The sequence below is a fragment of the Ensifer aridi genome, assembly GCF_002078505.1.
Classification (GTDB): domain Bacteria; phylum Pseudomonadota; class Alphaproteobacteria; order Rhizobiales; family Rhizobiaceae; genus Sinorhizobium; species Sinorhizobium aridi.
Genome location: NZ_LUAV01000038.1, coordinates 64,698 through 77,680 on the forward strand (window position 1 = coordinate 64,698; position 12,983 = coordinate 77,680).

The window sequence follows — 12,983 nt, forward strand, 5'->3', positions numbered from 1 at the left end:
ACCGCCGGAGAGCTTGGGGAGGCGATAGGAACGTCGGCGCTGTCTTACGAGAAGGGGCAAGCGCCGTTCGTCAGAACGTCCTCACAGCGCGGCGAGCGACGGAAGTCGTCGTAATAGAGCGTCCAGTCGGTAATATCGGCCGCACGATAGGGACCGAACTTGAAATACTGATTTTCGCCAAGACCCTTGTCCGCATGGCCTATGTGCCCTTTGACGGTGATGATCGGCTGGCCATTGGCAAAGAGCTCGATGCGGCCCGAACCGTCGGGACCAGGTTTGGTGAAGACGACGAAATCGATCCAGCCGGATTTCGGATCGGGCAAGGGATTGCCGTGATTGGTAACGGTCACCCCGTTCGTACACGAGTTGAACAGCCGGCCGTCCTCGGCCTTCCAGTTACCGTCTGTTGCCACGAGCATCCGCATTTGGTTGAGATCGGGCCGGAGCCAAACGGGCACTTCGCCGGCGCCGCAGCGCGCCGGAACGTTCGCCGGCCCGCTCGAAACGGGCGGCAGATAGTTGGTTTCTACGGTGGCGAAGAGCTTGCCGAAATTCATGCGTAATGCCAGAAAAGGGCTGAAATCGCCATCGGCCCCATGATCGATCTCGCGCTTCCACTGTGCAATGAGATAGCGATGATCGCCGCTCGGTATCGGATCGGCGAACTTGACTGAGAAGCCGTACCAGACCCCCTGGTCATAGGGCACGCGCAGCTCCGTCTTCTCCCAGATTTCCGCCCGTTCGCTGCAGCCGCCTTCGGTCGCGGGACATTTAGGGACGATACTGAGCTTCAGTCCGCCATCGCCCGTACGCTTGACGTCGCTCTGGAACGCGTAGGTGCCCGCGCTCTGCTCGGAATTCTCGCGGTAATAAAGCCCGCCCTCGGGCGCGAAATCCTCGCCCTCGAAGCCGTCGACCAGTTTCCGCTCATGGGGCGGAAGTTCCAGGGACTCGGCACAAGCGACACCTGGCGCGGCAAGCGCTGCCGCGAGCAGAACTATACGAAGCATCGACCCCTCATTGAAGCATCTTGTCAATCAAGCCGCGCGGCGCGGGCGGCCGCTTCTTGTTACGGTAGAGCAACATGACATGCTCCGCCTCGGAAAGTCCATCCTCCGTCGCGTCGTAGGCCCGCTCCTGCTCTGTTGCCGCAAGGGCGGTGTCCCGAGGGTGAAGAACGGTGAACTTCTGGCGGATACCGCGCAGTTTCTCCTGTCCGAGCGTCTGCCACTCGCCGCCGCAGTAATTGACGAAGGCTTCGCTCGCGACGACGCTATGCGCATATTTCTTCGTCAAGTTCTGCAGCCGCTGCACCTCGTTCACCGCCGAGCCGAAGACCGAGAAGGTCAGCCGGTCGCGAAGCCCGACATTGCCGAACATGACGTTGCCGACATGGAGCCCGATGCCGTAGCCGATCGCGTCGCGGCCCTGCTGCCTGCGTTCGGCATTGAGCGCGGCCATGCGCGCGGTCGCAGCACCCACGGCAGCGAAGGCCTCGCGGCTCGCCATCTCCGAGGGCTCCTTGTGCCGGCCGCAGGGATAGACGGCGATGAAGCCGTCTCCGACGAAGCTCAGGATCTGGCCGCCGTTCCGGTTGAACGGCGTGGCAATCGCATCGAAGAAGCCGTTCAAGGATTCGATATAGGCTTGGCGGCCTTCCTTTTCGGCAAGCACGGTGGACTGGCGCATGTCCGCCATGACGAGAACCGCGCGGACCGTTTCGCCGTCACCGCGCCGAACCTGACCGCTCATCACGCGCCGCCCCGCATTGGCGCCGAGATAGGTCGTCAACATGTTATCGGCCAGCTTGCCGAGCACGGCAACCTTCGCGGCGATCGCCAAGTGGTTCTGAAGTCTCAGCAGAGCGGCGATCACATCGTCACTGAAGCCGCCGTGACGGTCCGTCGTCCAGGAGCCGACCATGCCGTGTTCGGATTCGGCCCCGAGCGGCTGCATGAAGGCGATGTAGTCGGTCGCGCCCTGCTCCTTCAGTTCGTCGATGATCGGAAATTCCGACGACTCGGCCGGATCGATCCGCCGTCTCACATGGTCGAGATTGTTGCTGAGCAGATAGTAATAGGGGCTACGCAGGAACCGTTCGGGGTTGAGCGCCAGCTCCTCGTGACGCAGTCCGCTCACCTCGACGCCCTTGCCGCGCCACCAGGTAAAGCCGAGCGCGTCGTAAAGCGGATGGAGCATGGAGAAGGACAGATGAACGCGCATGAGCGGCAGACCGGCTGCGGCCAACCGTTCGCAGAAGCCGCGCACGATGGTCTCCAGCGATTCGTCGCTGAGCGAAGTCCGCATGAGCCAGTCCGCGACCTTGTCCAGGAGGATTTCAGAAACGTTCTCGTTGATCGGGCCCATGCCATGTCCTCGTCGTCGCGGTGACGGTTGCCGCCAACGCAAGGTCTCGCGGAACTGGCGATCAAGATCGCCCGATCCGCGGTAGCGCTCGACTATGGCACCCGTCGGTAAAGAAGGTTCCTGCCGCCTCCCGCGGCCGTTAACGCAGCGAACGGATCGCCGCGCTATGTTCATGCAGATATTCACCGCCGGGCGCTTTTTCCAGAGAGGCGAGCGAATTTTGATTGCTGCCGGATCGTACACGCAACCGCCCGGCGCATTGCACCCTCAAATTGCCGGGGCGCGACCGCAATTTCGCTGAAGAGGGGCGCGGCTTGACTTGGCTCTCCTTTCTCGCCAACAAAAACGGGATAATCGGCGTCGGCATCGCTGGAACCGGCCCTCCACGAGAATTGGAAGCAACCATTGACCTCCCCTCATTACGACAGGCTCGTCGAATCGATCTCCGCCCGCACCGCGCGCGTCGGCGTCATCGGACTGGGTTATGTGGGCCTGCCGCTTGCCATTGCGGTCGCGCGCTCGGGCTTCCCGGTAACGGGCTTCGACATCGATCCTGCGAAGATCGTCGCGCTCGACGCCCGCCGCTCCTATATCGAAGCGGTCTCGGACGAAGCGCTCGCGCGTGAGGTCGCCGGCGGACGCTTCCGCTCGACAACCGATTTCTCCGAACTCGCGCTTTGCGACGTGATCGTCATCTGCGTGCCCACGCCGCTCACCAAGCACCGCGATCCGGACCTTTCGTTCGTCGAAAACACGTCGCGCTCGATCGCCGCCTGCCTGCGCCGGGGCCAGCTTGTCGTGCTGGAATCGACCACCTATCCGGGCACGACCGATGGCATCGTGCGTACGATCCTGGAGGAGACGGGCCTCAAGTCGGGGACGGACTTCTTCATCGGCTTCTCTCCGGAGCGCGAAGACCCGGGCAACCGCGCCTTCGAGACGGTGAGCATCCCGAAGGTGGTGGCGGGCGATGGCCCGCTTGCGGCCGCCTTGATGGAACGGTTCTACGCCGCCGTCGTCAGGACCGTGGTCCCGGTTTCCTCGAACGCCACCGCCGAGGCGGTGAAGCTCACCGAGAACATCTTCCGTGCCGTCAACATCGCACTCGTCAACGAACTCAAGGTCGTCTACGAGGCCATGGGCATCGACATCTGGGAAGTGATCGAGGCCGCCAAGACGAAGCCCTTCGGCTACATGCCCTTCTATCCTGGACCTGGGCTCGGCGGACATTGCATTCCCATCGACCCCTTCTATCTCACCTGGAAGTCCCGAGAATACGAACTGCCGACGCGGTTCATCGAACTTGCCGGCGAAATCAATTCGGCGATGCCGCGCCACGTGGTGATGCGGCTCGCCGAAGCGCTCGACCGTCGGCAAGGCAAGGCTCTCAGCCGCTCGCATGTTCTGGTCATCGGGCTCGCCTATAAGAAGAACGTGCCCGACATCCGCGAGAGCCCCTCGCTGAGGCTCATGGAACTCATCGAGGAGCGCGGCGGCAAGGCCGCCTTCTACGATCCGCATGTGGAGGAAATTCCCTCGACCCGGGAACATATGGGCCTCAAGGGCCGTCGGTCGATCGGTTTCGACGAGCAAACGATCCGCCGCTTCGACGCGGTGCTTGTCGCAACGGATCATGACGCCGTCGACTATGCCTCGCTGTTGGACTGGGCGCCGCTGATCGTCGATACGCGCAACGTCTTTGCGCGTCTCGGCCTAACGGCCGAACACATCGTCAAGGCGTGATCGCCGAGCGAGTGTCCGCACGTTCGCGGCCTGCGCCGGAGAGGGTCGCCTTGAGGTTTTTTGCCGCCATTGCGTAACCTCCGGCCGCACCGTCGATGAAATGCATATGGTCGCGGCTCATCGGTGAGGGAACGATGCAGGTCATCAGCGCCGAATCCTGCCGGTGCAGCCCATGGCGAGATATACCCGCCGCCACTCCCTGCTTCAGCCGCTCTTCGATCCGGCGCAACCGATCGATGCTGACGTCGATCGTCATCTTCAGCCCGTCGTCGAACTTGCGGAAATCGGAGTTGTTGGCGAGGTCATGTGCGTATCGCTTGACATCGAAGGGTCCGAAATTGATCCCGAGCCTGAAGCAGAGAAACAACAAAAAGCTCTGCACGGCGATAAACGGCCACGCCAGAATGCGCCGGCCTCGCGGCGAGACGGCGCGCGACTCGATGGTTACGCCCTGGATCGAAAGGCGCGGTTCGGGCCCCTCCTCCGGAACCGGATGGCCGCCCCGTTCCTCGCCTTCGGCCAGCGCCACGATGTCGCCGATCAGCTTCTGGAATTCGGGACCGTTGCCGCGCTCGCCCGGCACCGCGATGATCGACACGATCGTTCCGTGACGCGCCACGATCGGGTTCCAGCGGCAGGAGAGCCCGGTAAGATCCGGCCTCGTCCCCGGAGGAGCGGCCTCGATCTGGTAGCGTCCCGCCTTCATTTCCGCTTCCGCCCAGCTCGCACCACCGCCGGAGAACATCGCATAGGACACTTCCTCGCTCGCCTTGAAACGTGCGACGCGCATGTCGAGCCCATGCGCGCGAACGTCGGCAACCGGAACGAGTGCCGCACGCAGCTCGAGGCCGAGCTCTTCGGCCACCCAGGTCTTGGCGGCGGCCAGCACGTCCCTCGCCTTTGCGGCCAGCGCCGCCGGCACCGCAGCGAGCGCCCCGTCTCCGCCGAAGACGAAAGGCAGGTTTCGCTCGTCGAGCCCGTTCATGAGCGCCGAGATGACGCTCGCACCGGCCATGTTGACGCTCTTGTATCGCCCCTGTGCGATCGCTCCCGTCGAATCGACGATGTCGGCGACGGCAAGCGACCAGCCTTCGGGCAACGGCCTGTAATTGGCCTCGTCAGCCACGCCTTCGAACGCCTCGAAAAGAGGAAGCCTCTCGTAAAACTCTATGTCCGCTGCCTGCGCCATGGGTGCTTCGCCCTTTGCCGTTACCAGGTGCCGAGCATAGCGCGGGACGAGGAAAAGTGTGCACGGTTTTCCGCCCGCATCCCGCGCTAACTTACGAGGATCGATCACGTTCATGATTTAGAGGAATGGCGAGCGAAAAGCGCGTCTTGCTTTTGCGTCACGGCTATGGCCCGCGGATAAGAGCATCAAACGTGAAAACAAATTTTCATCAGGCGCGTTGTACCCCAGGAAACAGGCGAACCACTGGGGCCGGATGCTAATTGCATTTGCAGGACCATCATGATCTGTGCTTGTCTAGACCTTGCGCGCAAGGCAAAGGTGCCAAGGCGGGCAGCACGAAGCCGAAACAGGAATGCAGGAAAACACCTTTCGAGTGCGGTTCTGGGGAGTAAGGGGCAGTTTGCCGGTATCCGGCGAGCAATTCCTGCGCTATGGCGGCAATACACCATGCATCGAGGTCCGCTGCGGCAGTGAGGTGCTGCTCTTCGACGCCGGTTCGGGATTGCGCGAAGCCGGACTTGCTCTGAAGTCCGAGGGCATCTCGAACTACGACGTCTTCTTCACCCATAGCCATTACGACCACATTATCGGACTGCCCTATTTCAAGCCGATCTATTCCTGCAGCACGGCGGTCCGTTTCTGGTCCGGGCATCTTAACGGTACGATGTCCACTCAGGAAATGATCACCGAGTTCATGCGTCCGCCATGGTTTCCGGTCGGTCCGACAATCTGTGAGGCGAGCCTCGACTGTCTTGACTTCCGCCCCGGCGACGTCCTTTCGCCCCGCAGGGGCGTTTCCATCCGCACCATGAGTCTCGTTCACCCCGGCGGCTGCGTCGGCTACCGTGTCGACTGGGGCGGGCGAGCCGTCGCCCTCATCTATGACACGGAGCATGAGCCCGGCATTCTCGATCCCGCACTCCTCGAGTTCATCGACGGCGCAGACCTCATGGTCTACGATTGCACCTACCTGGAAAGTGAGATGCCGGCCTATCGCGGCTACGGACACTCGACCGGCATCCACGGATCAAAGCTGGCGAAGGCCGCCGGCATTCCGCGCCTCGCCATGTTCCACCACGACCCCTCGCGCACCGACGCAGCGCTCGCCGCCATGGAACAGGAGGTCCAGACCTTTTTCGCCGGAGCCTTCGCCGCCCGAGACCATCAGGTCATCGACCTATGAGATCTCAAAGCGAGTTCTAAAGGCTTTGCTTGAGTATCCGTAACTGCTGAAACGTCGGCGATATGCGATTTACTCATCGATAGGCTTCGCATGCTTTGTGCCATTTTTCACCGGTGAGGGCGCAAACCGGGCGCAAAATGTGCGACCCGCGCGAACTGCTCGCCGTGTCGGCTGCTTCCCTGTCTTTGCCGTTGACGACATACCACATAGCATCGCGCGTGAATGACGGCGAAGCTGGCCACACTCCCGAAGGATTTCGGGCGTATCGGCTTCAAGCGAGCATTGCTGTCACTCAGCGAATTGCTGGCTAACTGTTACTTGCCACCCGTGTTGCACGGTGATGCAAGATACAGCACCAGCATAAAGGCAAGCCAGGCCTCTGGATACGCTGCCTCAGCTCCCACCAGGACGCCCAGAACTCCGGCGGCGCCTCAATCGAAATGTCCTCGCTGTAATCCCGGAACCATAGTGACCCATCGGTGCAGCGACAAGGAACGAATGCACCTGTGGCGCTACGAGGCATCGGTGGAGAACTTGTGTATCGTAGTCGATTTCAGCGTTTCGCCCGGTTTCAGCACCGTCGTCGGAAAAGACGGCTTGTTCGGCGAATCCGGGAAGTGCTGCGTCTCGAGGCAGAAGCCGTCGGTCTGGCGGTATTGCTGACCAGCAGCGCCGACGAGCGTCGAATCGAGGAAGTTGCCGCTGTAGAACTGGACGCCGGGCTCAGTGGTCGAGATCTCCATGATCCGGCCCGAGCGCGGCTCATAGACTCGCGCGGCGAGCGAAAGCCCGCTACCCGACCGGTTCAGCACGTAGTTGTGATCGTATCCGCGGCCATAGACCAGCTGTGGGTCGTTCGAGCGGATGCGTGCGCCGATCGGCATTCCTTGGCGGAAGTCGAACGGCGTGCCGGCCACAGAGGCGAGCTGCCCGGTCGGGATCAAGGTGGCATCGACCGGCGTGTAGCGATCGGCGTTGATCGTGAGGATGTGATCGTCGATCCCGCCCGTGCCGTCGCCTGCGAGGTTGAAGTAGGAATGACTGGTGAGATTGACCACGGTCGGTTTGTCCGTCGTCGCTTCGTAGTCGATGCGCAGTTCGTTATCGTTAGTGAGGGTATAGACGACCCGGACCGTGAGCGTGCCGGGATAGCCTTCCTCGCCATCCTTGCTCGTGTAGCTGAGGCGCGCTGCTGCGCCGCTCGCGCCGCCCACCGGCTCGACCGCCCAGACAACCTTGTCGAAGCCCTTCGTGCCGCCGTGCAGGCTGTTCGGCCCGTTATTGGCGGCGAGCTGGTACTGCGTGCCGTCGAGCATGAACTTCGCGCCACCAATGCGATTGCCGTAGCGCCCGATCAGTGCGCCGAAATAGGGGTTTTTGGATTCGTAGTCGGCGAGTTCTTTGAAGCCGAGCACGATGTTGCCGAGCTTGCCCCAGCGGTCGGGCACGTTTATCTCTGTGATGATGCCCCCATAGGCGATGAACTTGACGGACGCGCCCCTGTCGTTGGTGAGCGTGTAGAGATTGACGGCTTTGCCGTCCTGGGTGTTTCCGAATGGGGTCTCGTCCATAGAGCCGGCTCCAGCGCTGGTTCCCTCCAGAAGCACACCCATACCGAGCACGGCCGCGCCGAGCACTGACCTATGCCAGGTACGCGACATGTTGGGATCGATCCGCGTCATGGTTTCCTCCCTCGATTGGCCTCTTCGCCGGCGGCTTATGACGAGCCGCCCAGAAGACCAATTCTAAACTCATTGGACTATTAACGTAAGTTTCTACACGCTTGGTGTGCCCCGAAGCCCAGCAACGAAGCTGCTGCGGGAGCCTCAGGCCAACACGCATCGCCTGATCACCATTCGTTCTCGAAATTCCCAAAAGGGTAAGGTTCGGCATTTATGGAGAACGTCGGCGGTCGCCCTGGCAGGATCAGCATTCTTCGCAAGAAAATCGGCAAGCGGCCGAGAGGCGGCGATGGGGTGCGAAGATGCTCGAGAACGGCCCGGATCGACCGCGTACCTGAGGCCGCGTTCGATGTAGTCACCGGCGAAGGTGGCCGCAATTGGCGGGATGGTCATGGACATGCTCTCCGCCGAGGAGGCGGTGAACTCGTCGGTCAGTTCAACGGGATCCATGTGGTGTGGACGTAGGGGCCTTATCTTAAGGCAACAGTCGGCGTTCCGTACTGCTACGCGCAGTTCATCCAGCAGGGTTCTTCAAAGGGTTGCAAGTGCGCGATTCGACACGGCGCCGACATAGAGCTGCCGAATGCGGAGCTTGTCTTCCAGAGCGATCACCACATCCTCGCTGAAATCCACTCCGTGGATCGACGCGATCTCGGGGAAGCCGCCAGGTGTGAAAACGTTCACTTCAAGCACGGTGTTGCCGACGATATCGAGCCCGACTAGGAACATGCCGTCCTCTGTCAGTTTGGGGCGCAGCTTTTCCGCAATGGCAAGAACTTGCGGTGTGATGGTCGCCGGTTCAGCCGTGCCGCTCGCATGCAGATTCGAGCGAACATCGCCCTTTGCCGGAACGCGCCGAAAGGCGGCATAGACGCCCTTGCGCTCCAGCGGCCGTCCGTTCATCAGGAACAGACGGATGTCACCGGCGGTGGCCTCCGGAAGATAATTCTGGGCAATAAGATAGCCGGCGCCGCTCGCTGCCTCGAAAATTTGATTGAGATTCGCCTCGCCCTTGGAGCGGATCTTGAAGACATTCCTGCCGCCTGATCCCTGCAACGGTTTCAATATGACACCGTCCGGGTGATCCTCGATGAAGGCGCGGATCTCGTCGATGCTCCTGGAGATCAGCGTCGTCGGACGGACGGTTTCGGGAAATCCCTGAAAATAAAGCTTGTTCTGCGCGAGCGCCAAGCCATCGGGATCATTGACCACGATGACGCCCGCGGCCGCGGCCAGCCTCCCAAAATTGGTTCCAGCATAAACTGCCCACGGACGGCTTTCTGCATCCTCGGACGGGTCGTTCCTAAGAAAGAGCACCTGAATTTCCCGTATGTCGATCGTCACGACCTTCGCCTGTTCGCGCTTGAGGACATTAAGCAATGTTTCTGGCTTTTTCGGCTTGGAACCATTCAATGTGGTCGCGCGGATCAGCAGGCTGTTGTCCGGCCGGAGCACGAAATCGCCGGGTGTGACGTAACAGACCTCATGACCGCGTCCGAGCGCCGCAAGCGCGAGTGACGTCGTCGTATAATACGACGTCTCGCCCTCAATGGAGTTGACGAGAAAGGCGATGCGCATGTCCGGCTCCTAGTTGTCCAACAGGTCAAGCGGAGTCTTTGCCGAGCGCGCCCTGGAAAGCCGCGCCGTCGCTTCCGCAGCGTCGAGGAACATCGGACGGACCGCCGGTCCACCGAGCAGTCCTCGGGCATTCAGTTCCTGCATGACGCTGAAATGCGAGGCTGCGATCTTTCCCATCCAGAAGGGTTCGAGCGTCCCGCCATCTGCCAAATGGTCGAGCAGTTGCAAGAGCCCCCGCAGATAGATCGCATCCTTGACGAGGCCGCCGCCGCGGTAGACGCGCAGGACCACGTTGAACGCTTCCGCTTTCTGGAATTCATGCTCGTTGACGAGCAGCCGATGGGCTTCCGGCAGGGACGCGCCGTCGAGCATGGCTGCACAGGCAATTACGCGGGCAGCAATGAGCCGCAGCCGATCGGGCGTCATGCCGGCCGAAAGGTATTCTGCAAAGACGGCCAAGCCCTCCTGCATCCCTTCGTAGCCGGCGAGACCGGAACGAAACAGGCGCAGGCCCTGCGCCGAGCCGTTGAAATACGTCAGCAGGTGAACGCCGATCTCGTGACTGAGGATCGGCTCAACACGATCTTTCTCCATCACTGTGCTTCGAGCGATGAGTAGCCGTCTTCCCGAGACAAGCAAGCCGGTGGGAAGATCGTCCCGCACCTCGACACGCGCGTCGAAGTCGCTGCAACGACGAGCATATTCGGCGATCATCTCGCGTGCTCGCCTTTCGATCAGGTAGCTGTCTGCGGTCTGTTGGTAGAGACGCGCGGAGGCGTCGCCTTCTTCTGCGCGACCGTTGCTCCTGGCAAGGATGTCCCTTGCGGCTTGCAACAGCCCCGGCTCAACCGGACCATAGAGGGCGCGGCCGAATTCAACGAACTTTGCCGTCTCACGCGCGGAAAGCATCGAGAGTTGCAGATCGAGCTCCTGTTGCTTTTCGCGGTAGAGTCGATAAAGCACCGGGTCTTCGAGATGCTCGAAGGGAATGGAGAACAGCTTTCGTTTTGCTGCCTCCGCCTGCAGCGTCAAAGGCCGGTAAAGAAATCGCGGCGCACGTGAGCAATCACCTGCGGCGAACTCGTTCCAGGCCGCTTCCGCATTGATCGGAGTAACGGCAAGCAGGAAGTCGAAGCTCGCGGCCACATCGTCAATGGCTCGGTCGGTGCGCACCACTGCATCGACAAAGGCTTGCCGTCCGAGGGCGCGATGTGTCGTAATCGTTAGGCATCTCGTCGACTTTGCAAAGGCAGCGATGGCTTGCAGGCCGGCGTCAAAGATGCTGGCGATTAAGCGCTCGCGGATCTCAGGATAAATCGTGCCGGACTGGCGCTGGCGGTAGATCGGCGCAAACCGCACCCGCATTTGGGGAAAGGCGACCTCAAGCATTTTGTCCCTGCCTGCTTGCCTGTCCGGCCACTTGCGAAACTCGATTCGTGGAGTGCGGAACTTCCCCTGGATCGCCTCGACAGCTTCGACGAAGGACCTTGCGGCCGCTCGGATATCCGGTTGGTCCGCTGCCGCGATCTCGACCTTGAAGGGCGAGAGAAGCGGGGCCTTGTCGTTCAGCAACTCGTCACTGGCCAGTTCCCCAATTTCGAGCACCATGAGCGCGCCGAACCGACGTTTGAGCATGGTTCCAACGGCTGCGACGATCGGGGTGGCCGTGACTGCATCGGGGGCAATCAAATAGGATGCATTCGCTTGTGCTATTTCCCGGGCGACCGGCGAGCTATGGTCGCCCGACAAGTGGACGCAGAGAAAAGGCAGCGGCCGATCGATATGGAGGCGGCCGCCGGCTGCAAGTTCCTGGCGCACTGGCTTGCCGGCTTCGATCGCCGCGATGACCTCTGCCATCCAATCCGGAAAGCCCGCCTGTCGAGGGATGCGTGCACTCGCCAGCTTCATCGGCCCGCCTCCAAAGCTTCGACCAGCACCGGCTGTGTCGATGCGACCAGCTCCCTGAGCGCGACGAGGGGTTCCACGTGTGGCGTTCCCGTCCATTCCTCCATGAAGAACTTCTTGAATTCGACGGCGATCGCGCACCCAGTGTCGGGAAAATGTTCGTGGATGAACCGCGCTTGTTCACCGCGCCCTTGAAAGGCGATGTTTTCCCGGACGTCGAGACGCCCGCCTCGAAAATCAAAGGACCGCAGGGCTTCGGCGAAACGGTCGACCACATGCGCCCACTTTCGGCGATCCATCGAAAAAGTGCCGATGTTGACATCAGGCGCTTCGGCCGCGACCGTCGGCTCTGCCCCGGGGCCGTTGCGTCGGTGATTGTAGCTGTGCACGTCGAGCACGACGAAGCGTCCGTAGCACCGCTCGATGCCTGCAAGGAATGATTTCAGCATCTCATAATATTCATCATGCATGGCGAGCGACCGCTCGACGAGATCGTGGGGTAGCTCGCATGTCCAGACCTTGAGGCCCCAAGCCTGTTCCGGGCGAAGGTAGATGGCACCATTGCGCGACCGGTTGATGTCTACCTCGAAACGCGAGCGGTGCACGACGATCCGATTGGGAACATCGCGAATGATGAACTCGGTGAAGGGGTCTTCCTCTCGGAGGCGCTCTTCCTTGGAAAGAGCGAAACAACGCTCCACCGCATCGCGCGTCATATGACCATTATGGATTGCCGTCGCGATGATGGGGGAATCGCCGCGATGCTGAGTCCACCACTCGGCGGCCACGGGTAGCGCCAAATCCGCGAGTAAATCCGAGGTTTTGTTCATGTCATCGTTCCGCCGCATTCCATTGGAACTCAGCCCAAGCGGCCTTAAGCTACAATTCCGAAGGGACTTTTCGGTTCCAGAACTGCGCAAGCCTCGTCTGCGCGGACATATTCAGTCGCCTCGGTTGCCGTCAGCACTTGGGCCCAAACCGAAAACCTGCAAGACATCAAACGCGATGCCTGCCAGATCGAGCTGTCCTGGCGCGGTCCGAAAGGTCACTCCCTCGAGGGCGGCGACCGGGGAATTCGGCTGGTCGCGCATGCCGTTCTCGGGGCCTCTCGAGGCTGCGGCGGAACGGGCTACGGAGGCCGGCGCGAAATGCAGCGCCCATGGCGTCGCGTGGACCAGCCACCGACGCCATGGGCGCGCCAGCCGGGGGTGGTTCCTCCATCCGTTCGGCGCGCCCGCTGTGGCATTCGGGGTCGCTGTGGGCCACGGCTTTGGCGGGAAGATCCTGGATGAGATCAGCGGCCTTTATCAGTTCGGTGCGCGCTACTGTGCGCCCA

11 protein-coding genes are annotated in these 12,983 nt (G+C 61.4%); 2 read left to right on the forward strand and 9 right to left on the reverse strand.

From position 1 onward, the window contains the following. Positions 1-44: 44 nt before the first annotated feature. The 3 genes from AYK65_RS28980 to AYK65_RS32200 all read right to left on the reverse strand — a co-directional run bounded on the left by AYK65_RS28980 (position 45) and on the right by AYK65_RS32200 (position 2,773). Entirely contained in the window at positions 45-1,010 is a 966-nt protein-coding gene (locus AYK65_RS28980; RefSeq protein ID WP_081162781.1) for a polysaccharide lyase family 20 protein, read from the reverse strand. A 7-nt stretch (positions 1,011-1,017) separates the two neighbouring features. Then, positions 1,018-2,367, reverse strand: a complete 1,350-nt coding sequence (locus tag AYK65_RS28985; RefSeq protein ID WP_081162784.1) for an adenylate/guanylate cyclase domain-containing protein — start codon at positions 2,365-2,367, stop codon at positions 1,018-1,020. A 139-nt stretch (positions 2,368-2,506) separates the two neighbouring features. After that, complete coding sequence (locus AYK65_RS32200; RefSeq protein ID WP_139793383.1) at positions 2,507-2,773, reverse strand: hypothetical protein; 267 nt, start codon at positions 2,771-2,773, stop codon at positions 2,507-2,509. Between AYK65_RS32200 and AYK65_RS28990 the strand changes: the two genes are divergently transcribed. Next, positions 2,773-4,110 carry a nucleotide sugar dehydrogenase gene (locus AYK65_RS28990; protein ID WP_081162786.1) on the forward strand — a complete coding sequence of 446 codons (1,338 nt, stop codon included), beginning with the start codon at positions 2,773-2,775 and terminating at the stop codon, positions 4,108-4,110. The two genes, AYK65_RS32200 and AYK65_RS28990, sit on opposite strands and share 1 nt — an antisense overlap. Here the strand turns inward: AYK65_RS28990 and AYK65_RS28995 are convergent. Further along, on the reverse strand, positions 4,100-5,299 hold the full coding sequence (locus tag AYK65_RS28995; RefSeq protein WP_081162787.1) for a DUF3095 domain-containing protein: 1,200 nt from the start codon (positions 5,297-5,299) through the stop codon (positions 4,100-4,102). The two genes, AYK65_RS28990 and AYK65_RS28995, sit on opposite strands and share 11 nt — an antisense overlap. 352 nt (positions 5,300-5,651) lie before the next feature. On the opposite strand from AYK65_RS28995, the gene AYK65_RS29000 reads away from it, so the two are divergent. Then, positions 5,652-6,482, forward strand: coding sequence for an MBL fold metallo-hydrolase (locus tag AYK65_RS29000; protein WP_026614496.1), 831 nt, complete (start codon positions 5,652-5,654; stop codon positions 6,480-6,482). A gap of 512 nt (positions 6,483-6,994) precedes the next feature. Here the strand turns inward: AYK65_RS29000 and AYK65_RS29005 are convergent. The 5 genes from AYK65_RS29005 to AYK65_RS29025 all read right to left on the reverse strand — a co-directional run bounded on the left by AYK65_RS29005 (position 6,995) and on the right by AYK65_RS29025 (position 12,477). Beyond that, complete coding sequence (locus tag AYK65_RS29005) at positions 6,995-8,164, reverse strand: aldose epimerase family protein (protein WP_338031552.1); 1,170 nt, start codon at positions 8,162-8,164, stop codon at positions 6,995-6,997. Between the two features lie 144 nt (positions 8,165-8,308). Then, positions 8,309-8,563, reverse strand: coding sequence for a hypothetical protein (locus AYK65_RS32835; RefSeq protein ID WP_139812163.1), 255 nt, complete (start codon positions 8,561-8,563; stop codon positions 8,309-8,311). Between the two features lie 132 nt (positions 8,564-8,695). Further along, positions 8,696-9,742 carry a glutathione synthase gene (locus AYK65_RS29015; protein WP_081162791.1) on the reverse strand — a complete coding sequence of 349 codons (1,047 nt, stop codon included), beginning with the start codon at positions 9,740-9,742 and terminating at the stop codon, positions 8,696-8,698. A gap of 9 nt (positions 9,743-9,751) precedes the next feature. Next, positions 9,752-11,650 (reverse strand): flavohemoglobin expression-modulating QEGLA motif protein, encoded by a 1,899-nt coding sequence (locus AYK65_RS29020; RefSeq protein WP_081162793.1) that lies wholly within the window; start codon positions 11,648-11,650, stop codon positions 9,752-9,754. Further along, a complete protein-coding gene (locus tag AYK65_RS29025) occupies positions 11,647-12,477 on the reverse strand; it encodes an N-formylglutamate amidohydrolase (RefSeq protein WP_081162794.1) in 831 nt (276 codons plus the stop codon). Before AYK65_RS29025 ends, AYK65_RS29020 begins: the two co-directional genes overlap by 4 nt. Positions 12,478-12,983 lie beyond the last annotated feature (506 nt).

Bases quoted from the DNA above. Each gene is read 5' to 3' on its own strand.
- AYK65_RS28995 (WP_081162787.1), bottom strand. From the start codon at position 5,299: ATGGCGCAGGCAGCGGACATAGAGTTTTACGAGAGGCTTCCTCTTTTC.
- AYK65_RS29025 (WP_081162794.1), bottom strand. From the start codon at position 12,477: ATGAACAAAACCTCGGATTTACTCGCGGATTTGGCGCTACCCGTGGCC.
- AYK65_RS28980 (WP_081162781.1), bottom strand. From the start codon at position 1,010: ATGCTTCGTATAGTTCTGCTCGCGGCAGCGCTTGCCGCGCCAGGTGTC.
- AYK65_RS29015 (WP_081162791.1), bottom strand. From the start codon at position 9,742: ATGCGCATCGCCTTTCTCGTCAACTCCATTGAGGGCGAGACGTCGTAT.
- AYK65_RS32200 (WP_139793383.1), bottom strand. From the start codon at position 2,773: ATGGTTGCTTCCAATTCTCGTGGAGGGCCGGTTCCAGCGATGCCGACG.
- AYK65_RS29000 (WP_026614496.1), top strand. From the start codon at position 5,652: ATGCAGGAAAACACCTTTCGAGTGCGGTTCTGGGGAGTAAGGGGCAGT.
- AYK65_RS32835 (WP_139812163.1), bottom strand. From the start codon at position 8,563: ATGTCCATGACCATCCCGCCAATTGCGGCCACCTTCGCCGGTGACTAC.
- AYK65_RS28985 (WP_081162784.1), bottom strand. From the start codon at position 2,367: ATGGGCCCGATCAACGAGAACGTTTCTGAAATCCTCCTGGACAAGGTC.
- AYK65_RS29020 (WP_081162793.1), bottom strand. From the start codon at position 11,650: ATGAAGCTGGCGAGTGCACGCATCCCTCGACAGGCGGGCTTTCCGGAT.
- AYK65_RS29005 (WP_338031552.1), bottom strand. From the start codon at position 8,164: ATGACGCGGATCGATCCCAACATGTCGCGTACCTGGCATAGGTCAGTG.